Origin of the sequence: Waterburya agarophytonicola KI4 (assembly GCF_020640915.1) — a bacterium.
Taxonomy (GTDB): Bacteria; Cyanobacteriota; Cyanobacteriia; order Cyanobacteriales; family Xenococcaceae; genus Waterburya; species Waterburya agarophytonicola.
The window spans coordinates 25422-48234 of record NZ_JADWDC010000023.1; the positions used below are offsets into that span (position 1 = coordinate 25422).

Sequence of the window (22813 nt, forward strand, 5' to 3'; positions counted from 1 at the left end):
TGTTGCCCACTAATTAAATTACTGCAATATGTCTCGGCGTAATATGCATCGTAAAAGGCAAACAGAGGTTGAACTATTTCCGTTTCTCTCTGTTTTAGCCTGTACCATTGGTACACTTATTTTATTGATCGTTGTCATGACTACTCAAGCTTTAGAACCTCAAGAAGCAGTGGTAGTAGCTAAAGTAGATGAAGATGGTAAGGGAGCAAATAAGACCAAAACTCCCTTATATATTGAATGTCGTGAAGATGGTTTTGTGCTTTATCCCGATAAAGAATTTGCTCCTAGGGCAGATTTTTATGACAAGGAATCTTCCTTCAGAAAAATGATTGCCAATTTAAAAGCAAACAAAGATAAAGAGTATCTAATCGTTATTTTGCGTCCTGATGGTTTAGAGATGTTTAACAAACTTAGAAACCTAGTCAAAGGAGAAGGAATAGATATTGGCTACGAGCCATTGGAATTTGGTTTAGAACTGAAGATTGAATCTTAATTCAACATTTCTCCTAGCTTATCTAGTAGCTGTTGCTCGTTGTAAGGTTTAGAAAAGTAGGCTGACGCGCCCAAGTTCATTGCTAACTTACGGTGTTTTTCATTGCTACGAGAAGTCAACATAGCAATAGGAAGATCGGCGAATTCCGATCGCTCTTTAATCTCTTCTAACACCCCATAACCATCTAATCTGGGCATTTCTACATCACAAATAACAGCCTGTACTATAAGTCCAGCCAGCAGCTTATCTACTGCCTCTCGACCATCTTTTGCCTGTTCCACTCGATAACCAGCTTTTTCTAGAGTCATACTGAGATAGCGACGGACATTGATCGAATCATCTACGACTAGAATAGTCTCGATCGCAGAAATATTGATTTTCGGCGAATTCAAATCAGCGCGATCGCTATTGACACCATTATTATTTTTTTGACCAACTAATACCATCGGATCGATTAGAGGAATTACTGTCCCATCGCCAAGTACTACCGAACTAATTATTCCAGGAGGCAGAGGAATAGGACTATCAATAGACCTAGTAGTCAATTCTTGTTCGTCCCAAAAACGATTTATTTTCAATGCAGCAAAAGAGCGATCGTCTCCCACGACTAAGGTCATTATTTGGTTAATAGTAGGATTACCAGTCAAGCTAATACCATTGTGAGAACGACGATAAAGCAGAATTTTGTCTATTTCCACTAAGGGAATAGACGTGAAGTTCCAGGCTATATTTTGATGATTATCTTCTGCCAATATTTCTTCTGGAGGACAAGAGATTAATTCTCTAATATTATTGGCAGGCAAAGCAAAAACTATACCACCTTGTTCGACAATTGCTACTCGCAAAATAGATAAAGAAAAAGGAATTCGCAGAATAAAAGTCGTACCTTTACCTGGTTGTGTATCTACTCGAATATCACCGCGAACTTCTTCCAAGTTGGTCTTGACCACATCCATCCCAACTCCTCTACCAGATAGTTCTGTAACTTGTTGTGCCGTACTAAATCCAGGCTCAAAGATAAAGTCGAGTAGCTCGGTGTCGGGTATTTGTGCCACCTCTTCGGGGGTAAGTCCCATTTGACAGACGCGATCGCGAATCTTGTCTAAATTAATACCACCCCCATCATCACTTAACGTAATTACACTGTAAGTCCCCAGATTTTTGGCTTGTATGGTAATTGTTCCTGATTCTGATTTGCCATTTTTGAGGCGAGTTTCTGAATCTTCAATACCATGGTCGAAAGAATTCCTTAATAGGTGCATCAAAGGATCGCTCAGAGCTTCGATTACGGAACGATCTAAAAGAGTTCTATCTCCCAAAATTTTTAGATTTACTTGTTTGCCAAACTGAAGATTGAGGTCGCGAATAATTCTCGGACAACGCTTAACCGCATCAGCAAAAGGTAACATTTGAGTTCGTGTAACGTTACCCTGCATCGACTTAGTAGTGTAATGAAGATCTCTTACTGATTGATTTACTTCTTGTACTCCAAGCTCAATATCCGTTGCCACTTCTTGTAGCTGAACGATAGTTTCTATTTGTTCTTGGCAAATTAAATGAATATCGCTGTAGCGATCCATTTCTAAGCTATCAAAGCGATCGCTTTGCTGGGTTGAGGAATTGACTGAAGTTAAGGCTAGCTGGTCTTTTTCGCTCAATATACCTTCAATAGAAGCGCGATCGTACCATTGTTTCAGTTGAGTATTAGAACGCTCCATTTGCGACATTCTTTGACTCATTAAAGAAACCACATTTTGTAATTGTTCTAACCGCAAATTAATACTATTACGGTTTAAAACTAATTGTTCAAATAGAGTATTGAACTGCTTTAGTTGAGAGGTCGGAACTCTGACCATCTTTTCTAATCGTTCGACAGATGGTGCTTTAGTTGATTTGGGAACAGTTGCCGAGTCTTCTGTTGTCGATCTAATTTTATTAGGGGTATCTGGAAAACTTTCTAGCTCAAATGCGGATTGTAAGCTACTTAAATCTAAAGAATCGACATCTAAAGGATCTAACTCTGCTTCTGCTTCCTCTTGTGTGTCGGTAATATTTAACTCAAATGCTGACTGCAAACTACCTAGTTCGATCGAATCCATATCTAAAGGATCGAACTCTTCTTCTGCTTCCTCTTGCGTGTCGGCAATATTTAGCTCAAATGCCGATTGCAAACCACCTAGTTCGATCGCATCAGCATCCAAGGGATCAAACTCATCTGGAATTTCTGGTTCAATCTGGCGATCGCCCTCGCCTAAATCTAGATCAGAATAACCTTCAAGATTAGATGGTAATCTTTCAATACTACCGCGCAAAACCAATGCGTGCGATCGCCTCCAGGTTTTAAGAGCCTGTTCTGCTAAAGATTTGATCTCAGCAGGAGATATACTTGCCACCTGGGCTTGAATCGATTCGCAAAGTTGCACGAAGGGATCGAGACTTGCCATCATGCCAAAGCCAACTAATTCTTGAGCAGTGGTAGTTAAGGCTTCGGTTAACTCAGTAATATCTAATTCTGATAATTGACTTTCAAAGCTATCTAGAACTCCATCAACTCCTTCTTCAAAAATCAGTACGGCAGGATCGAAATCTTCATTTTGTGACAATAAAGCATTTTCATCGGCAGTTTCCAATTCACCCAAATACTCTTGCAGTTTGTCAAAAATTGGTTGAGTCTGCTGACTAATATCAGACTCGACAACTTCCTTTCCTTGACGGTGCAGACTGGCAATCTGACGCAAGTGATCGACACTTTGTAATAATAATGTTTCTACTTCTGTCTCAATACTCTCTCCAACATAGCGGACTCGCAAAATTTTCAAGAAATCTTCTGTACGATGAGCCACTTGACTCAAAGTATTAAAGCTCATCATTCCTGCTCCTCCCTTAATTGAGTGAGCAGAGCGCAAAATAAGGTCTACTTTCTGAGACTCGATCGCACTATTCGCAAACCCCAGGAGATTAGACTCCATCAGATCGAAATATTCGACCGCCTCATCCAGAAAATTTAAGCGAATCTGTTGTTCTGTATCCATGCTGCTTAATTAATAATTAATAATTAACAATTGATTTATTCGGCTACTTTAAATTGAGCTACAGTAGATTCAAGTTTTTGAGCTACTTCAGCCGTGGCAACAATCGATTGTGCGACTTTTTTGGAAGATTCAGAAGTATTTTCCGATAGACTCGCTATTTTCTGCATTAGGTTACTTACATCTTGGGAAGTATTTGCTTGAGATATTGTTGCTTTTGAGATGGATTCCATTAATTGATTGATTGCTTGTGACTTTTCTAGCACTTTATTCAAACTTTCTTTACTAGCTTTCACTAGACGAGCAGATTCAACTACTTCGGTATTTCCAGATTCCATCACATTGCTTACTTCTTGAGTCTCATGCTGGATTGTTGTAGCAATATTGGCAATTTGTTGAATAGCTGAGGTAGACTGTTTTGCTAATGTTCCTACTTGTTCGGCAATGATGATAAATCCTTGTCCATATTCTCCTGCACGATCTGCTTCAGCACTAGCATTAATGGCTAAAACGTTAGTTTTCAAGGCAATTTCTTCAATAAAGGAAACTATTTGCGATATTTGTAAGGAAGATTCCCCCAGACGCTTCATTTTATTGGCTGTTTCTTTAACTGTAGTTCTCAGATTTAAAATACTATTTACGGTCAAGTCCATATTGCTACTACTTTCCACAGCCGTTATATAAGTATCGTTAGCAATTTGTTCTGCTCGATTGGCATTTTTGGCAACTACCTGAATCGATTGCGACATTTGTTCTACCGAAATCAAAGTATTACGAGTTTCTTGAGCTTCAACAATAGCCTGTTCGGCTAAAGCCAAAATTTCTACTTCACTTTGTTTGAGAGAAGACCCTACTTGTCCAGACGACTGCTTGGCTTCAATTGCAATCTCTTGTAGGCTACTAATAATTGCATTGAATAAATCGGCAACTGTACTGAGTTCTAATGAATCTAAATTCGCCCTAACTGTCAGATCTCCATCGGTAGCATCAGAAACTTCATCCAAAAGCGTATAAATTGCTTCTTCCAACTTTTCTTTTTCTTGACGTTGTTCTTCGGCTTTTACTTCTAAGGATTTATTACTTTCTTCTAAGGATATATTTAATTCAGCCAAAGCAGCTTCGCTTTTCTGTCTTTGAGCTAAAGTGCGTTGTTGAAAGTAAAGGATTGTTCCGACCAAACCAATAAATGTCAGGGTTGGAATATACCAAAATCTACGCAGTAACTGGGAAACAGTGATCACTCCTAATTCTTCGTAAGGACCAATTTGAAGATCTAAAAATAATTCATGTACTGGACGATAGTTCAAGGGAATTGTCCACCCTTCCGACTTAGCAGCAATCGCAGCAGGACTATCTTTGGGCATACTCAACAAGGCAGCGGAGACTTTTTCTGATATTTCTATAGGAACACCCTTGGCTACAGCAAACGGCCACTCAGGATATAGAGGAGTACTATGAACAAATGGGAATTGACCACTAGGATCTTGTTGTTGATTGATAATCCGAAAGTCTTCGAGTTTAATCTTTCCCTCTGCTGCCATTCTTTCTAAAGTATCTGTACGCACCGTACCCGCATCAACTTTTCCTTCCAAAACAGCTTCAACTACTGCATCATGAGTATCTCCAAAACTCAATTCTTTAAAATGTTTTTCAGGTTTAATTCCTTGTTGTTTCAAGACTCCCCAAGCCATTTGCCAACCACCTAAAGAGGTTTGGTTAACTGCCATAAAGGTTTTACCTTTTAGGTCTTTTAAGGTATTAATGTCTTGACGATCTGCTCTGACTAAAATTACACCGCCGAAAGAAGTATAGGGTTTGCCCAATCTCAGATTTTTTAAAGTAGCAATTCGATTTGCTCCATATTCTGCTTCAAAATCAACATACATTCCCGAGTTAGCAATAATAAAATCTATACTTTTTGCTTCTGTTTCTTGATAGATTTCTTCAAAGTTCAAGGGTACGATTTGAAATGAATATTCGGGAATGTTCTTAGAAAGGTATTCCGCCAAAGGTTGCCATTGAGATAAAACTTTTTCAGGGCCTCTTTTTGCTAGAACCCCAATTTTCAAAATAGTTTTAGTCGAATTGACTGTAGATGATTGTTGAGCTTGCGCTACAGCCGATATTGAATTAGTAAATAATAATTGTTTGATACTTATTGGTGCTAACGGGGCAAGTAATGCGGGTAGAATAAGACTTCCACAGCTAATTAATAATATTTGAGACCTAGTTTTGCTCAGCAATATTTTAGTTGCTTGGTAAAATTTTGGTTGAAGATTTTTAAAACTCATTATATAGACTCCATATCATGAACAAAGGAATATCAGGGAAATTTTCTGGAAAATATAATTAATATTTATCATTAATAATTAGTTTATTCGGCAACCTTAAATTGACCTACAGTAGACTCTAACTTTTGTGCAACTTTTGCCGTTTCTACAATTGACTGAGCTACTTGAGCAGAAGACTGGGATGTTGTTTCAGACAAAGTAGCAATTTTTTGCATTAGCTTGGTAATATTCTGAGACGTGTCTGCTTGAGAGATAGTACTTTGGGAAATAGAACCCATCAACCGATTGACCTCTTGAGATTTGGCTAATACCAAATTCAAACCCTGCTTGGTATTTTCGACTAGGCGAGTAGTTTCTACTACCTGAGTTGTCCCTGATTCCATTGCTTGGTTGACTTCTTGGGTTTCGGCTTGGATGGCTGCCACAATATTGGCAATCTCTTTGGTTGCTGCTGCTGATTGTTCTGCCAACGCCCCCACCTGTTCCGCTACGATGGTAAAGCCTTGACCATATTCCCCCGCCCGTCCAGCTTCCACACTGGCATTAATTGCCAATACATTAGTTCTGAGTGCAATTTCTTCAATGAATGATACTGCTTGAGAAATTTTCTGAGAAGATTCTCCCAAACGCTTCATTTTCTTGGATGTCTCACCAACAGTAGAACGCAATTCCAAAATACTAGCTACAGTCAAATCCATATTCTTGGTACTGTTGACAATTGTATTGTAAGTATCATCAGTAATTTTTTCGGCTTGGCTGGCATTCTCCGATACAGCTTGAATCGATTGAGACATTTGTTCTACAGACATCAAGGTATCACGAGTTTCTTTAGCTTCATCGATCGCTTGTTCGGCTAATAAACGGATAGCTAGTTCATTTTGCTGGAGAGAAGAACCTACTAGACTAGATGATTCCTTGGCTTCGATGGCAATATCTTGTAGGTTATCAATAATGGCATTAAATAAATCGGCGACGGTACTTAATTCCATCGAATCTAAGTTTGCCCGAACTGTTAAATCTCCATCGGTGGCATCAGAAACTTCATCAAGCAGAGTATAAATTGCTTCTTCCAACTTTCTTTTTTCCTGACTTTGCTCTTCTGCTTTACTTTCAATTTTGATAATGGACTCTTGTAGTTGTTGAGCCATCGTGTTAAAAGAATCTGCCAAAATACCAATTTCATCGTCTTGGGAAAGTTCGACTTTTTGGTCAAGATTACCTTCAGCAAAATTGGTGGCTGCTGCGGTAATTTTACTAATGGGTTTTGTCAGACGACTAGCTAAGAACCAAGTTAGCAGACCTACCATTAAGATGGAAACACCTGCAATCAATGTTGCTAAATGCTGGAATTCTTTTTCTTGAAGAAAAGCTTCAGATTTTTGTTGCAAGATAAATACTCCCCAACCATTATCAAGACGGTTGCCATGAGATATCCATTCTATTCCCGATTCGTCTTGAAAAGGAAAGCTGCCTTCTTCTCCTGAAAGTAAATTAGCTACAGGAGGATAATTACTGTAGTCAGTTAATTCATCGCCAGAAGTCAAATTAGGATCGGGATGACCCAAAATACGACCTTGTTCATCGACAATAAAACCATAGCCAGTTTTACCAAATTTAACCGCCCCAATTTGTTGAGTTAGTTCTTCTAATACACTGCAAATAACAGCTACGGCAGATAAAGTTGTTTGTTTATTAATCGGTGCGGCTAGACACAGAGTTGGCTTTTTGCTAGTTTTGCCAATCAAAGTTTGTAAAAACATTTTGTTACCTGCTTTTACCTCTTTTAACCAGAGTCTAGTTGAGTAATTATTAGCAGGTTTATCATCGCTACGAGCTATGTTTAAGCCATTTAGATCGGCAGTATGAGCTAAATAAATATACTCGTAGGTATCAGTAACTGTTTCCAAAATAGGTTTTTGTTGTTGAGGATCGAGGCTACGAACACCAGGTTGCAAAGTTAAATTTTTAAGAGATAAAATATTCATTTGCGTCCATCTAGATACGTTTTCGTCTAGAGCCTCTGCTTTCAAAGCTAAATTTTCTTGGGTTTCTTGGCGAATAATCTTACTAGCATTAGAATTAGCAAAAGCGATCGCAATGATTGTTGTGGGAATGACTCCCAATAAAACCAGAAAAGGCAAACGGAACTGTAAGCTTTTAAACAATGATAATTTCATAGATCTAAGTCGGTTATTTTAGCGAATATTTGCTGCTGGGCAAGGAAGTAGAACCATAAGTAATTAATACGATGTAAGTTTAAGTTTTCTCTTTACTAAATAAACAAAAACAATATTAGGAAATTTCTCGAATGGTTTGTAAAATATATTCAAGTTTTAAGATCGGAAAGCTAGTTGTTTGTTTCGTAATTACACCAGAAATAAAAGGTGCAATTGCGGAATAAACAGTTGCAGTAGCTGGTTGAATTTCTTTTGCCTGAAAACGAACAATTCCTTGCAAGTTAGATACAGCAAGACCTAAATAAATTGGCATTTCATCAGTAGTTTGCAAGACAATAATCTGATATTGTCGAGGATTAACTAGGTTAGAAGATAAATTTAACAACTGAGCTAAATCGAAAACACAAAATACCCGATCTCGCGAACTTATCATGCCAATGGTAGACTTGGGCATTCCAGGCAAAGTAGTAACTTGTTCTGTCTCAACAATCATCGATTCTTGTACCTGATCCATTGATAGAAAAGCTGCTACTTCTGATGTTAATTGGAATTTAATATAAGCCTTTCCAGGGGCTAGGTTACTTTTAAATAGCCCTTGAAGATCGGCTTGTACTCTTGAAGCTGCACTATCAGCCGTAGTATTATTGTTGGTCATCAATACTTAATTAATTACTCCTTCGACTGCATTCACCAATTCATCTTGGGTACAGGGTTTGGTGACATAGGCTTTTACTCCTTGTTTCATTGCCCACATCCGATCGACATCTCGATCTTTTGCCGTACAAGCAACCACGGGAATATTCTCTGTTTCAGGATTCTTTTTCAACTTGCGACATACATCTAAGCCACCCATTTTAGGCATCATCCAATCGGTAACAATCAGATCGGGTTTTTTTTCTATTGCCAAGGCGATCGCATCTTCTCCGTTATTAGCAAGAATAATACTGTAGCCAGCTTTAGTCAAATAGTTTGCCATCATATCTAACTGGGATTTGGTATCGTCAACAACAAGAATAGTCTTCATGATTTTTGGTTTTTTGCTTATTACTATTTGTAGATAAAATTTATCTCGGCGTATAAATTTGAGTTACTATTAATACAATTATTAAAAGTAAATTTACTGGAGATGTTTGGCAACTATATTATTTAAACCTTCTTTGGTAAATGGTTTGGGAAAATAGTCCGTTGCCCCAGATATTTTTGCCCTAGCTTTATCAATTAAGCCTGTGTTTCCCGTCACCATAATAATGGGAGTGAGATCGCATTTACCACTACTTCTTAATAGCCCACATAGCTTATAGCCATTAATTCTCGGCATAGTAATATCTAGTAAAATTAAGTCTGGTTTAATGGTGAAAATTTTAGATACAGCCTGTACGGGGTCATCTATAGCTGTAATTTCAAATTTCTCTCCATCGAGAAAACGTTTAATTTCACTCAGGATAGTAGGACTATCATCAATACAGACTATTTTCCAAGTTTTGACTGATGTCTTAGAAGAATTACTTTGGGTTATTTGGCGATCGCGATTAACATCAAGTGGCGACTGTAGAATATTTCGAGGAATATGGGGTAATCGATCTAAAGGTGATGGAGGATGATGTAAATAAATCATCTTCTCATCAATATAGGGAGATAAAATTTGTGCTACCTGTAACTCATCTTTTTTGAGGAGTATTGATAGTTGACGAATGCTAGTACGTCCTGTCAACACTTGGGTTAATTCCACGAGAGTCTTATGATTGAGAGAGCCAGAGACTGGCATAGGCTTGTTTTGCCAACTGGGTGGAAAATAAGGACGCTGATAAACCGAAAGTAGTTCTTGACTACAGTTTTGCCATTGTTTCAGCTTTGCTTGATTTTCATTCAAACATTCTGCTACGTTCCAAAACAAAGAATCTCTGATTTGGACTGGAATCCAAATAGGAAGAGAATCTCCATCCCGCCATGAGGAAGTAAAATTTTGTAACCAAAGACAAGATTGTATTTCATCCTTGGTGATATTTTGGATCAATTTTAGAGTTTGGGATAGATCTAAATGCTGTTCCTTTAATAGCCAAGAAATAACTTTGCCATATATCTTGGGTGGATCAGATTTATCTTTGATTGATGATTCTACTTGTAGTAAAGATGGAGGTACTTGTTTCAACGCAGCGATGGCTTGCTTGTATTGAAAATAATGTAGATGATATTTTAATTGGTCTAGTAGTTGTATGGAAGAATAAACGTACTGTATTTCCCCCTGATGTAAATAAATTTTCCAAGAAACTAATAATTCACTCTCAATCTCAAGACAGCCACAACTATTTGCTTTAGCTAATTGAGACAGTAATTCTGTCGGACGAAGCCTTTCAGTTGTTTTCATATAAAGAATTAAAATCAACTTAATAAGCTTATATTTCCCAGATAGCTATCTCAAATTAACATTTGGGTTATTTATATCAATTTAAAGAATAAATGTTTAATTTCAAGGGTAATTATGCAAAATACTATTGAAAACCTCTTTCCCAAACAGAAATACTAACTCGATCTTTGCTATCTCGTTGAACTTTTCCTTCGAGATTATCGACTTTAAAAAAACTAAAGTTGGTTTGACGATTATAAACACTACGCAACTTGTCTTTAATATCAGCAGAAGTATCTCCGCCCAACATTTTGGCTAAAGTTTGTTGCATTGTTCCTAAACTAACGGATGAATCTAAAACTACGTCTGTTTGACGAATTTTCCCTGTATTATCTGATTCATAACTCAGATTCACCCGATCTGGAACTACATCATAGTAAACCAAAACTCGGCTGTCGGGTCGGAAGCCTTTTCTTTCTGAGTTGGGTTTGCCTAGGGTGCTGACTAGTTGGCTTTCAGATATTCCTGTGGTCAAGATCGGAATGTTGATTTCAGATCTTGAGTCGACATCAATTTTAGTGAGAGTTTTAGGCGTTTTATTATCTCCCTCTGGCTGTTTTGCGTTTTTTGCGGGTAATTGTTCGGCTTTTTCTCTAATATTCGTGAGAATTTTCTCGGCTTTCTGGAAATTTTCTTCTTTGCCAGGTTTTTCTTTTTCAGTGTTGGCTTTAGGTTTTTCTGGGTTTATTTCTGGGTTGACAAAGATATCAGGGCGACTAGGTGTGGGTTTAATCTCTGCTTGTTGAGTTGGAGATTGTGGAGAGCGCAATATACTAGAAATTATGGCAAAGCCTGCTGCAAAAGTTCCTCCTGCTACGGCGATCGCAATAAGAACAAACAGACTGAGATTGGTTAATAAACTACGTTTTTTAGGCTGGTTGGCTTTTTTGGAATTAATACCAATAGTATTGTAGCGATCGCTTTTGGCACTATAGCTTTTGTTAGAATTGCCCCCAGGAGCAACATTTAGGGTTATTCCCGTGGATTTTGTGCCGTCGCTTCCTTTTGCTCCATTAAGAAGGGCAGACAACATTTCTTGAGCAGTGCTGAAGCGATCGCGGGGATGAAACCGTATTGAGCGATCGATTATTTGGGTTAATTCGCGATCGAGATTATGAGCGTGTTCGAGCCAGATTATTTCTCCGTCGCGGGGATTGGTTTCCAATTCGTGGGGAGATTTGCCCGTCAGTAGAAAAATTGCCGTCAAGCCCAAACTATAAAGATCGCTAGAATAGATGGGACGACCCGCGGCTTGTTCGGAAGACATATAGCCAGGAGTACCAATAGAAGCAGAATAGCTGCTACCAGAATCTTCGCTAATTTCCGTGGCGATCGCTTCCTTGACGGCGCCAAAATCGATCAGAAAGGGTAAGTTATCCCCTTGGCGCAGAATAATATTTTCTGGTTTTATATCGCGGTGAATAATACGACGACTGTGGACATAATCTAATACGGGTAATAATTGCAACAAGATTTCCTTAACTTCATCCCGATGTAGGTTGCCCTCTTTCTCCCAATACTGGTCTAAAGTTAAACCTTCGATCCACTCTTGAACCAGATAAAACTTGTCATCTTCGGAAAAATAAGCATAAAGACGAGGAATTTGATCGCTACCTTGCCCTAACTCCTCTAAAATTGCTGCTTCTCGCTGAAACCGTTCTTTTATCCATAAAGGAGTTTTGGGATTTTTAACAACGGGTTTTAGTTGTTTGAGGACGCATTTTCGTCCCGAAGGCATATGAGTATCTTCGGTGAGATAGGTTTCACCAAATCCACCTCGACCCAAAGTTTGGAGAATCCGATAGCGGTTGTTTAATAGTACGGCTTTCATACTTAATTGTATAAAGAGTAGGTATCGATCTAGAAACAACTCGGCTAGCAAGCAAGAGTAAATTTTATTACTCTTCTATACTTTTACGATCTAGATATCGCGTTTACTTTAAGTTTAATAGACCTTTTTCTTTTAGTTTGGGATTAAAACGAATATTCATCGTAACTCCGCGATCGCTTAGTTGTTGTTGAATATCTGCTTCAACTCGTCTAGCTACCTTCTTACGTATTTTAATTTGTCCTAATTCATCGCTATTATTGTACTGTGCCTTTTCTTCTTCTGTCATAGCAGGATTGGCATCAATTGCTTCAGTCCAAATAGAGCTTTCGCTGTCATTTCCTGGGGGAGTCGAGCCATTTTCGGCAATCCAAGCTGCTGCAATATCTTCTAAGATTTGACGACTGGGACGAGTAATAGTTTGTATTTTGATCCAGTAACAGTTTTGTGGTTTACGAATTAGATGTTGTTTGAGGCTGAGATAAACATCGCGAGAATAGCCCACATACTGCATTTCTTGTTCTTGATCGAATATGGCATATACACCAATTTTTCCCTGGGTATCTTCTGCGATGCACCCAGCCTCATCTAAGTATGGCAAATATTCCAAACTAGAAAGTGGAGATATTTCAATTTGGGCAGACATAAAAAATTACTTTTAACTATAATTAACTACTAAAAACTAATAGCTATCAACAGCTTTACTAACTGTATTTATAAATTCAATCAATAACGGTGGTTAAACCTTGCGATATATAGCGCAGAGACGGCTTGGTTTAAAAATCTTGGCTTGAAACATGAAATTTGGTGGCACGTTAATAATAATGTATCCCTCGGAGTTATGATATTGCTCGAACTCCCGGGGCATTCCTTTAGGAGTGTGCTGGCTGTAGGGTACTGGTTGAAATAATAGATCGGTAAATACGATCTCGGTTTCGTGCAATCTTTGGCTAATTTGGTCGGTAAAAGTCTTATTTGTCAACAATCGAAATAAGATTTCGTGAGCGTTGGTGTCAAGAGCAAAGCTAGTATCAAAATTTTTGACTATTCGTAAACCCATTTTGGACATCGATAATATATCGATAATATAAAAGGACTAAGTGAAATAGTATCAGACATTTCTGATTAATTTATCCGTGGTTAATCTTTCGTAATTGACCTTTTTTTAGTTACTCAAGATAGGAATTTCGGACTTCAATTAGTCTCTATCATCTAAAATTTTCCAGTAGTAAAAATGTAGGTAAATTTTCCGATCTTTGGAACACTCAGTTTAGAGGTGCGTCTAGTTTCTGGACAAGGTTGATTTATTAGAGACTATTTTCACACTATGAACGTACAAATTTTGAATTCACACAGCAAACAACTAGTTTTCGCGCTTTTGGCTGTTTCTACTATTGGTTTATTTTCTGTTCCCGCTAAAGCAGACGATGCTTTGATCCAAGAATCGATTCAAGAATCAGTAGTTACGGGTAGCGACAATGTTTCGGTACAAAATTCTAATCAAAGAAACCAACAATATACGGAGTATCGGGATAACCACGGTCGTTATGGTCGCGATAACTATAACTATAACGATAACGGTAGCACTGGTATTGTTCAACGCAGCGATCAATTTTGCGATCAAGTAGGGGAATATAATACCTGCGTTCAAGACGCACAGCAATCTAATAATAGCCACACTCGTCGCGAACGTCGCAGTCGTAGTTATTAACTATTGCACATTTGCAAGTAACGCTTTTGTAAGGTTTTCGTTTTGGCTGTTAGCCATTAGTTATTAGTTGTTAGCCGTTAGCTTCTATAGTTAACGGCTAACAACTATTCAAAAATTACCGAAATTAAAATTTTTTCCATGAAACTAACAAATTTAATCGGGTTCGTGGCGATAGGTGTTGTTATACCCAGTACTATCTTAGCAGGGAATAATTCCGCATTAGCAGATGTAAAAGTTAGCACTCCCAACGTCGAAGCCATCACTCGCAGCGATGGCAGCGTTTACGTCAATTCAGGAGGAACTACCGTACAAGTTCCCAGTCACCGTAGATATTGGACGCCTTGGCGTTATTGGCGTTTACCTTGGCAAAATTTAAAGAGCGAACGTTCTAATTGTCGTCAAACTTCTTATCAAGCAACTACTCGTATTACTCCTTCTAGTAGCAAAATAATCCAAAGTAGTGTTGCTAGTAACGGTTGTAACTAGAGGTAGTAAGAACAATGAAATTGACAGTAAGAACAACGGGATTATTATCGGTGTTTGGCTTGTTAACTGCTAACTGGTTTGTTACTCCTGTTATGGCTCAATGTGTCCAAGCTGATGTTTCTGTTCAATACAATATTAGTGGTTCAAAAGAACCCACCGAACGCACTAATGATGTGGAAATGAGCCAGGAAGGAACTTGTCGTGGTAATGCTAGCGTTACCACGGGAGTTCAGGGAAACGTTGGCGGAACTCGTCAAGTTCGTCAAACTAGAGTAGTACGTCATCGTATTGAGAATCGCGACAATAGTCATAGATACTCAGGAGGTTCTACTATTCAAATTCAAAGTAATCCTGCAATTGATGTTTACAATCCTGCGGATAATTTGGATTATTAACTATATTGCTAAAACTAGGAAGGACTTGGTGATGCCAAGTCCTTTTTGAATAGAATCAATATTTTTTATATTATAGCTTGAGAGAATAGATTGAAAAGTGTTCTACAGAAGCATCTTTTACAAAGATAACTAGAGTTTTATTATCGGTGCTATCTTTTTCTTGTATATCGATCTGATATTTTTTTTTAATTTTTAAGTTGAGCATTTTAAACCAAAAGTTATTTTGGGGAATGTAGGAAATTGCCTGATGAATTGTTAATTCTTTATCGTCTTCTATTTCATAGTTAGGTATATTTTGTTCGCTTACAATATCTGTTTTTAATAGTAAAAGATTAATTACGATAACACCGTTGCCAAAAAGATCGCGATTTTTTAAGGCATATTGCTTCAAAAAATATTTGTTATTGATGACAAAGTTTTTATTTTCCCTTTTGTCTAGAGAAGAATTAGAAGACATCTGTTACTTCCATAAAAAATATTCTTAAAGGAATTGAGTTTGATTTGAGCTAAAAATAATCTAAAAAATATGGGTACTAAATGTTGTTGTCAAGATAACAAAAAAAAATGTCAATGCCTAGGGTAATGATATTGAAATATGATAATTGCTACAGTATAATCTTCAGACAAGAACTCCCCTTTGACAACAGTTAATAAGCAGAAACAACTTGAACGGTAAATACCTAATTTTTAGAAGGTTTTAGTTTTGGCGATCGCAAATCTATCTCAAGTGATGTTATATTCTTTTAATTTAAGTGTCTAAAAACTGTAACATGGTTTCAGCAACGATCTTGACCATTTAATCAGCCATGTCGTCAGTCCAATCTAAAAAAGAAGCAGGTTCGTTTCCTCGCACCAAAGTTTGGTTGTGGATAAGTGTTGTTTTGATTGCAGTTTTTTTTGCTGCACCTATTTTGTGGCAAATATTGACTTCTGTAAAGCTCAATGAAGATATTACTGCTATTCCCAATGTTTATTTTCCTAGCAAATTTACAGTAGAACACTATCAATCTTTATTTAGTCGTCGTCCATTTTTGGCTTATATTTTTAATAGTGCTTTCGTGGCTAGTATTTCAACTATTTTATGTCTTGTTGTTGGTTCTCCAGCAGCTTACGGATTGGCTAGAATGAATTTACCAGGAGAGAAATTAATTTTAACTGGGATTTTAATTGTTACGTTGTTTCCTTACGTTTTACTATTTTTAGGTTTATTAGAAATTGTCAAAGCGGTAGGTTTAGGCAATAATTATCTGGCTTTGATCCTTCCTTATACTGCAATCAATTTACCCTTAACCATTTTGGTGATGAGAAGTTTCTTTTTACAATTACCTAAAGATTTAGAAGATGCTGCAAAAATTGATGGTTATAAAACTTGGGGAATGTTGGTCAACATTGTTCTTCCCATGACTTTGCCAGCGTTAGCAACAACTGGAATTTTAACTTTTATTTTTGCTTGGAATGAATATATCTTTGCCTTAACTTTTATTACTGAAGAAGCAAAAAAGACGATTCCTGTGGCAACAGCACAGCTTGGAAGTGCCAATTTGTTTGATATTCCCTATGGTTCGATCGCTGCTGCGACAGTTTTGGGTACTCTACCATTGGTAATTCTCGTATTAATTTTCCAACGGCAAATAGTACAAGGGTTAACTGCTGGTGCAGTTAAAGGTTAGAGATAATAGAGGAATTGACTACAATTCAGCCTTCAAAGTAACAAGTTTTATTACTAATAATAGTCCCAAATGTATATTTCTGAAAACGACAAAGTAATAATTCGTCAGCTAGTTGAAAAGCAACTACACGCATTTCAACAAAATGATGAAGCAACAGCTTTCGCTTTGATGAGTCCTAGTATTCAAGAAAAAATTAGCCAAAGAGATTTAATTAAAAAAATTAGATCTAAGTATAGTGCTATTGTTCGACCTCGATCTATTATGTTTCAGGGATTTACTTTGGTCGATAATTATCCAGCTTTAGTTTCTATGGTTATGGATCGAAAAGGTGAGTTGGCTCAAGCTGTTTTTGTTGTGCAACATCAACCTGATTATAGTTGGCGCATTCATGGCTATGAGTTACTTTCTATAGATAAAAAAATTGTATAACTGCAATGTATTGTAATATGGTTATTTTAAAATTACCGAATCAATCAAACCAAGATTTTATTTTTATTCTATCTTGTTCGAGGCGATTTTGTTTGACTTGAAGTCGGTCTATATCTTGTTTGATTCGATCTAGTTCTTGATGAGCTAAATCTGAGATAGCATCTATTTTATGTTGATATGCTTGATTTTTGCGATCTAAACTAATTATGAGAGTATTAATGAGATGATCGACTATTAAACGAACTAAATTTTGATATCTGTTATTAACAGTTCTTTGTAAGTCTTTTTGATGTTGTTTTAGTTTGAGAGTTTTGATATTTTGACCAGTTAAAATATTGGTGAGCTGAAAAATTAAAATAAAAAATCCTATATATATCCCCGTGCCAAAATATAATTTGCTAATTAAATAAATAATAGTTCCCACACACACAAAGATTAATAATTTCAACCAACTACCTTGAATATAGTTATAGTCAAAAAGTATTCTACTATTTAGCTGAAGGCAATAAGGATCTATAACATCGGTAATATTTAGTTGAGGAACTAATTCTGTATCAGTGTCGATCTTGAGAAGTTCTATGGCTGAAGATTGCAACAAATTAATTTCGGACAACTTAGCTTTAGTGCGATCAATAAATGTATTTAACCCACCTTCTCCATAGACATGATTTATTTTTGACCATTGAAAAGCCAAAGCTTGGGTAATCTTGTATTGATATGCTTCTAATATATAGTCATGAATATATTTAGTTTTTTCACTATTATTGATAGTAAGATAAAGATAAGTTCCGTTTGCTTCTTTAACTAATTCAATTTGGCTTGAATCAATAAGTTGTTGGATCTCAAATAGCCAACTATCAGGTATGAAAAGATTTAGATAATTACTGCGAGATTGATTGATTTTTTGTTTGAGATAAAGTATTTTTTGTTGTTGCTGCTGATTAATTTTATTAAAAGTTTTATTAATGATAAATTGTCGATAATCATTAATCTCTTTACCTTGTAAATAATCTTCTTTGAGTTGTTTAATATTCTGCCAATTGCTTTTTTTTTCTTTGCTAAAAAACTGTTCGACTTTAGCAACAATATCTTGTGAATGCTGGCAGACAAATTTGCGATTAATTTCTACAGCTAGATTAATTAAAAATTGGAGATACAGATCGATATGCTGACTACTGTTTAAGTCGAAAAAATCATCAAAAGGAAATGACAATCGATAAATTTGTTTGTACTCTTGAGATTCGATCCATTTAGCCAAAGTCTTTGTCCCATTTTCGGACTGTTCTTGTTTGACTAAAATAAACAGGCTGATATTTCTTTTAGTTGCAAGATCGATTAGTTTCTGATGATGGGGAGTAATTTTTTGGTCGGATAGATAAAAGAGAAAAATTGCACTACAGTTATCCGCAATTTTATAGATGTTATTAATTGGACAAACAACTTCAAAGCTATAAAGCGATCGCAATTTTGCCTTAGCCTTAGCCTTAGCTTTGATTCGTAAAATATCTTCTAAATTAGCCGACGAACTAACTATCTTGATTGTAGGTTTATTATTTTGTTGCAGTATCTCAATTCGGGAATTGAAAGTGTCAATTAAATTAGGATAATTTGTTTTAAATTCAACTTGTCGATCTAAATAATTCTTACTCTTTACTAAATTATCTATTAATTCATCTAACTGACCGCTATTAGACTCCATCAGTCTTACTAATTATTAATTTAATCTAACCTCCACTAACAGGAGGTATTAAGACTAACTCATCACCATCATTTAGTAAAGTATTCGGTTTGACAAACTGTAAATTAACTCCATAGCGGGTAACTTTTTGCCATTTAGCTAACTGTGGTTTTTGCTCGATCAAAGATAAAAGCACGTCACCTACTGTAGTTTCTGATGGAACTACCAAATCCAATTCCGATGTCTCCAAAACCTCTTGATAGATAGCAAATAATTTAACTTTAATTGTTATTTTTGATTCAATCATTGAATTCAATTAATAATTGATTATTCTTCTACTTGATAGCCAAACTCTGCCAGTCTTAAGCGAGATTGTCGCCATTTGGGTTCTACTTTAACAAACAGTTCTAAGTGAACTTTTCCTGCAATTAATTTTTGAATTTGTTCCCTAGATGCACTCCCAATAGTTTTAAGCATTGCACCTTTTTTACCGATGATAATACCCTTTTGAGAACTACGTTCGATGTTAATTGCTGCATTTACCTTGGTGATTTTAGGAGTTTCTTCGATTTTTTCAATCGTAATTGCCACCGAATGGGGAATTTCTTGGCGAGTATGGAGTAAAATTTGTTCTCTAATTAATTCTGCCATAATAAATCTTTCTGGCTGATCTGTAACGAGATCTGGAGGATAGTAATAGGGTCCTGATTCTAACTTATCTGTTAGTACTTGCTGTAGTTTATCTGTTCCCATGCCCGTAGTAGCAGAAAACTTAACCGTAGACCAATTAGTGTCTGCAATTAAATCGGCATAACTATCATCAATAAACTGGCAATTATTAGGTTGCAAATCAACTTTATTTAAGCCTAATACCACGGGGGTATTCATTCTTTTTAAAATATCAAAAATAAAGCGATCGCCCGTTCCCGCATCAACAGAACTATCAACTATAAATAAAACTAAATCTACAGATTTAATTGCCGTTTTAGCATTTTGAACTAATACTTTACCTAATTCGTGGTGTGGTTTATGTATCCCAGGAGTATCGACAAAAATAATTTGTGCTTGAGGAGTCGTTAAAATACCTCGCAAACGATTACGGGTGGTTTGAGCAACGGGAGAAGTAATCGCAATTTTCTGACCAATTAAATGATTCATTAAAGTCGATTTACCTACGTTTGGTCTACCAACAATGGCGACAAAACCAGACTTAAAACCTTCTGGAGCAATAGGAATAGTAGTAGTTAATAATTCCGCACCTTCTAGATTACTAAAATTATCTATATTCAATTCTGGAGAGTTCATATTTTATTATTTACGAAGATAAAAATAAATTAAATTATTATCTTTAACTTAAGATTTGGGTTAACAGCAATTCATCCCTACCAATTGCCACCAAATTAACAAGACAAAATATCTATTACATATTCGCCTTGGTTGACACACTGATTGGTAGAAATATCAAAAACTACCCCCGATGTTTCCGCAGCAATACTAACTACTTCAGGTATCTTTCCTTGTTTGTTAAAATTTAAAAGCTGATAAATAATATCTCCTGGCTTTACTTTGGTGTTTAGGGATAATCTCGATTGAATCATACCACCAGTGGGAGCATAATAACTGTTAATTTTACTTTTAGAGACTAGGGTAATATCTGTGGTTTTAGCAGATTCAGATAAAGATAAAATTTGCTTGTGTGCCAAATAATTTTTAATTCCCGCAACTCCTTTTGCTACCGAAGTCGGATTCATCGCCATTCCCGCACCCAATTCTAGAGTCCAAGATTCAAGATCGAATTTAATCTTTTCTCCCAGTATTGCCAATTCCCTTTCTAATGCCAACCACGGCTTTAAAAAAGCTTCATCAAAAGCATCCCCATCATATTCATCCATTAGGATGCCATATTCCAATAACAAATATTTCGCACTTTCAATTCTTTCCTGGAAACCAAAAGTATAATCGATCGCTTGATTGCTAGAACTATGAATATCAATAACATAGTCTGCATCCAAACATAAAGATTGTAACTGATAGCGGTATTGGCGACTAAGAGGAACGCTACGGGGTTGATTAATACGCTGTGATTCTTCTTGCCAAGCTTGCTGAATTCTCTTTAAATAGTTGCTTCTAATAACCTCTGGTGGGTTATTAATTTGAGACTTAGCAAACTCAGTCAAACCTTCGGATTCCTTTTCATAATCCCAAAAAATACGATTCCAATTTTTACCATCATAACTGTTAAACCGACCCGTAGAGAAAAAATGCGATCGCTGGTTTGTGCCTAAAGGATTGCATACGGGGACTAACCAAATTTCTCCCTGTAACTGAGAAACATCTAATGCAGTTAAAAATTCAATCAATTGGTGAATTACCGCATTACCAACAATTTCTGCACCATGAAGATTAGCTTGAATATAAGCTTTTTTTCCTGGCTGATATCCAATAAATTTGTATACCTGTAGTGAAAGAATATCGCCAGAAGCCAGTGTGTATAAATCTATCGTTGAAATATGGGGAATCATTAAACGCCTAGTATTTAATAGCTTTGTTTAAAATATTATTTTGCACCTCATATACCAAACCAGTAAAGCTTTAAAAATAAACATCAGGCGAGTTTTCTTCCAAATCAATCTCTTCTGTTAAACGATTTTGTTGGCGAGTATGAATTAAGAAAACTACTAATGCGTAATAACTATATACCCAAAATCCAACATACATAATCAAAATTAGCCAAGATTCGGGATTGTCGAGATTAAAATTAGAACCAGATAAATCCACGATAGTTTGCCCAAAAAACATCTTTTATCTAAAGTTAACAGATCGTCACTAAAATCTATGTTTTGAGCAATACCAATCGAGTAGAAATTATCGATCTTGCAAAATAATTTATTCTGATACGGTTATTGAGGGGTAAATTTTCTTAAACTAGATAGTGAAACCAAAATAAAACGATAAACATATAATATGTCAGATAACACTGCACGCGATCGCTTTCGCGCAGCCTACGAAAACCGGTACACTTGGGATAGTGACTTTCCTGGATATACTACCAAGCTAGAACTCAAGCAAGGAGAGGAAATATATACCGCTGATATTAAAGTAAACAGCGACTTAACCGTAGAGGTAACAGGTATTGAAGATGAGAAAGTGGCCGAAAGCGTCTACAATCACATGAGAGATGTTATCACTCATCGCAAGCGCAATACCTTTGAAAATGCTCACGGTAAAAGTACTTTTACTATGGGAGAATCAGACGCTAGTGGTGCGGTAGAGATCCTCGTTCAAGGCGACTCTATGGGATCTAACTATAAAATTCGCGGTACAGAAATCTGTCAAGTAAGCCGTGTTATGGGACCAATGGCATTTGTAATTAATACCAACGAAAGTCTAGATACTGGAGAAGGTTATATCTCTACTGGTTATAATGCTATCTTTCGCGACTCTAAAACCAACGACTTGAAAACGAAGAGAGAATTTGACGAAAGTTACGAGAAGTTTGATAAATATTATGTTCCCAAACATCAAACAATCGAAGCGATCTACCCAGAAGGTGGCAAAATTACTACTGAGTTTATTTTCTCGGAAACTAAGTTATTAGAACCTGCTGCGGTAGCTTAATTAAAACCGTAAATCATCAAGACTAGTGTGTTATCGCGCTAGTATAAATTTAATAGTAATACAAATAAATTAATCAAATAGATTATGGCATTAGCATTAACTACAGATAACGTAGAAACCGTCTTAGACGAACTACGTCCTTATCTTATGGCTGACGGCGGAAACGTCGAATTAGCAGAAATTGAAGGCCCTATTGTTAAATTAAGACTACAGGGTGCTTGTGGATCTTGTCCGAGTTCGGCAATGACTCTGAAAATGGGTATCGAACGTCGTTTGAGGGAAAAAATTCCTGAAATCGTAGAAGTAGAACAAGTTGTTTAAATTTTTAATGTGAGGGATAAATTATGTTTTGTCCCTTTTTTTCATCTTGATACTTGTACCGTCTTAAACCCGAATGAATGAATTGCAACAACATATTAAACTGGATCAATTCCTCAAATGGCAAGGTATAGCCCAAACTGGAGGAGAAGCCAAAATTATTATCAAACAAGGAATGGTCGAAGTTAATGGCGAAGAAGAAGTCAGACGAGGGCGCAAACTTGTTACAGGAGATAAAGTTACTATAGCAGGGACGACTCATCGGGTCGAACTACAATAGAATAGA

General features: G+C 36.5%; 24 protein-coding genes. 9 read left to right on the forward strand and 15 right to left on the reverse strand.

Annotation, left to right across the window (positions count from 1 at the left end):
- Positions 1-28: 28 nt before the first annotated feature.
- A complete protein-coding gene (locus I4641_RS10940; protein WP_229640557.1) occupies positions 29-493 on the forward strand; it encodes a hypothetical protein in 465 nt (154 codons plus the stop codon).
- Here I4641_RS10940 and I4641_RS10945 read toward each other — a convergent pair.
- The 9 genes from I4641_RS10945 to I4641_RS10985 form a co-directional block, all read right to left on the reverse strand.
- Complete coding sequence (locus I4641_RS10945; RefSeq protein ID WP_229640558.1) at positions 490-3525, reverse strand: hybrid sensor histidine kinase/response regulator; 3036 nt, start codon at positions 3523-3525, stop codon at positions 490-492. The two genes, I4641_RS10940 and I4641_RS10945, sit on opposite strands and share 4 nt — an antisense overlap.
- A 35-nt stretch (positions 3526-3560) precedes the next feature.
- Positions 3561-5813: a PhnD/SsuA/transferrin family substrate-binding protein gene (locus tag I4641_RS10950; RefSeq protein WP_229640559.1), complete on the reverse strand. Its 2253-nt coding sequence runs from the start codon at positions 5811-5813 to the stop codon at positions 3561-3563.
- Between the two features lie 83 nt (positions 5814-5896).
- Positions 5897-7990 (reverse strand): methyl-accepting chemotaxis protein, encoded by a 2094-nt coding sequence (locus tag I4641_RS10955; protein ID WP_229640560.1) that lies wholly within the window; start codon positions 7988-7990, stop codon positions 5897-5899.
- Positions 7991-8105: 115 nt separating this feature from the next.
- Positions 8106-8645 (reverse strand): chemotaxis protein CheW, encoded by a 540-nt coding sequence (locus tag I4641_RS10960; RefSeq protein ID WP_229640561.1) that lies wholly within the window; start codon positions 8643-8645, stop codon positions 8106-8108.
- Positions 8646-8651: 6 nt separating this feature from the next.
- Positions 8652-9014 carry a response regulator transcription factor gene (locus I4641_RS10965; protein WP_229640562.1) on the reverse strand — a complete coding sequence of 121 codons (363 nt, stop codon included), beginning with the start codon at positions 9012-9014 and terminating at the stop codon, positions 8652-8654.
- Positions 9015-9107: 93 nt separating this feature from the next.
- Positions 9108-10355 carry a response regulator gene (locus I4641_RS10970; RefSeq protein ID WP_229640563.1) on the reverse strand — a complete coding sequence of 416 codons (1248 nt, stop codon included), beginning with the start codon at positions 10353-10355 and terminating at the stop codon, positions 9108-9110.
- A gap of 124 nt (positions 10356-10479) precedes the next feature.
- Positions 10480-12225 carry a serine/threonine-protein kinase gene (locus I4641_RS10975; protein WP_229640564.1) on the reverse strand — a complete coding sequence of 582 codons (1746 nt, stop codon included), beginning with the start codon at positions 12223-12225 and terminating at the stop codon, positions 10480-10482.
- 103 nt (positions 12226-12328) lie between these two features.
- The gene (locus I4641_RS10980; RefSeq protein ID WP_229640565.1) at positions 12329-12868 is read right to left on the reverse strand and encodes a GIY-YIG nuclease family protein; all 540 of its coding nucleotides are present in this window, start codon (positions 12866-12868) and stop codon (positions 12329-12331) included.
- Between the two features lie 93 nt (positions 12869-12961).
- Positions 12962-13282, reverse strand: a complete 321-nt coding sequence (locus I4641_RS10985) for a hypothetical protein (protein ID WP_369426768.1) — start codon at positions 13280-13282, stop codon at positions 12962-12964.
- 267 nt (positions 13283-13549) lie between these two features.
- On the opposite strand from I4641_RS10985, the gene I4641_RS10990 reads away from it, so the two are divergent.
- From I4641_RS10990 to I4641_RS11000, 3 genes are all read left to right on the forward strand, one after another.
- A complete protein-coding gene (locus tag I4641_RS10990) occupies positions 13550-13933 on the forward strand; it encodes a hypothetical protein (protein ID WP_229640567.1) in 384 nt (127 codons plus the stop codon).
- Positions 13934-14071: 138 nt separating this feature from the next.
- Positions 14072-14419 carry a hypothetical protein gene (locus tag I4641_RS10995; RefSeq protein WP_229640568.1) on the forward strand — a complete coding sequence of 116 codons (348 nt, stop codon included), beginning with the start codon at positions 14072-14074 and terminating at the stop codon, positions 14417-14419.
- A gap of 14 nt (positions 14420-14433) precedes the next feature.
- A complete protein-coding gene (locus I4641_RS11000) occupies positions 14434-14814 on the forward strand; it encodes a hypothetical protein (protein WP_229640569.1) in 381 nt (126 codons plus the stop codon).
- Between the two features lie 70 nt (positions 14815-14884).
- Here the strand turns inward: I4641_RS11000 and I4641_RS11005 are convergent, their stop codons facing one another.
- Positions 14885-15271, reverse strand: coding sequence for a hypothetical protein (locus I4641_RS11005; protein WP_229640570.1), 387 nt, complete (start codon positions 15269-15271; stop codon positions 14885-14887).
- Positions 15272-15620: 349 nt separating this feature from the next.
- Here I4641_RS11005 and I4641_RS11010 point away from each other — a divergent pair, with 349 nt between their 5' ends.
- Together I4641_RS11010 and I4641_RS11015 are read left to right on the forward strand one after the other, a co-directional pair.
- Complete coding sequence (locus I4641_RS11010) at positions 15621-16484, forward strand: carbohydrate ABC transporter permease (RefSeq protein ID WP_229640571.1); 864 nt, start codon at positions 15621-15623, stop codon at positions 16482-16484.
- A gap of 69 nt (positions 16485-16553) precedes the next feature.
- A complete protein-coding gene (locus I4641_RS11015; RefSeq protein ID WP_229640572.1) occupies positions 16554-16913 on the forward strand; it encodes a DUF4864 domain-containing protein in 360 nt (119 codons plus the stop codon).
- A 40-nt stretch (positions 16914-16953) separates the two neighbouring features.
- Here the strand turns inward: I4641_RS11015 and I4641_RS11020 are convergent, their stop codons facing one another.
- From I4641_RS11020 to I4641_RS11040, 5 genes are all read right to left on the reverse strand, one after another.
- The gene (locus I4641_RS11020) at positions 16954-18612 is read right to left on the reverse strand and encodes a hypothetical protein (protein ID WP_229640573.1); all 1659 of its coding nucleotides are present in this window, start codon (positions 18610-18612) and stop codon (positions 16954-16956) included.
- A gap of 25 nt (positions 18613-18637) precedes the next feature.
- Entirely contained in the window at positions 18638-18898 is a 261-nt protein-coding gene (locus tag I4641_RS11025) for a MoaD/ThiS family protein (RefSeq protein WP_229640574.1), read from the reverse strand.
- A gap of 20 nt (positions 18899-18918) precedes the next feature.
- Positions 18919-19896 (reverse strand): GTPase Era, encoded by a 978-nt coding sequence (gene era, locus I4641_RS11030; protein WP_229640575.1) that lies wholly within the window; start codon positions 19894-19896, stop codon positions 18919-18921.
- Between the two features lie 95 nt (positions 19897-19991).
- The gene (locus tag I4641_RS11035) at positions 19992-21113 is read right to left on the reverse strand and encodes a M14 family metallopeptidase (protein ID WP_229640576.1); all 1122 of its coding nucleotides are present in this window, start codon (positions 21111-21113) and stop codon (positions 19992-19994) included.
- 70 nt (positions 21114-21183) lie between these two features.
- Positions 21184-21390 (reverse strand): hypothetical protein, encoded by a 207-nt coding sequence (locus tag I4641_RS11040; RefSeq protein ID WP_229640577.1) that lies wholly within the window; start codon positions 21388-21390, stop codon positions 21184-21186.
- A 165-nt stretch (positions 21391-21555) separates the two neighbouring features.
- On the opposite strand from I4641_RS11040, the gene I4641_RS11045 reads away from it, so the two are divergent.
- The 3 genes from I4641_RS11045 (at position 21556) to I4641_RS11055 (ending at position 22807) form a co-directional block, all read left to right on the forward strand.
- Complete coding sequence (locus I4641_RS11045; RefSeq protein WP_229640578.1) at positions 21556-22209, forward strand: DUF3386 domain-containing protein; 654 nt, start codon at positions 21556-21558, stop codon at positions 22207-22209.
- An 84-nt stretch (positions 22210-22293) separates the two neighbouring features.
- Positions 22294-22530 carry a NifU family protein gene (locus I4641_RS11050; protein WP_229640579.1) on the forward strand — a complete coding sequence of 79 codons (237 nt, stop codon included), beginning with the start codon at positions 22294-22296 and terminating at the stop codon, positions 22528-22530.
- Between the two features lie 73 nt (positions 22531-22603).
- Positions 22604-22807 carry an RNA-binding S4 domain-containing protein gene (locus tag I4641_RS11055; RefSeq protein ID WP_229640580.1) on the forward strand — a complete coding sequence of 68 codons (204 nt, stop codon included), beginning with the start codon at positions 22604-22606 and terminating at the stop codon, positions 22805-22807.
- Positions 22808-22813: the final 6 nt, after the last annotated feature.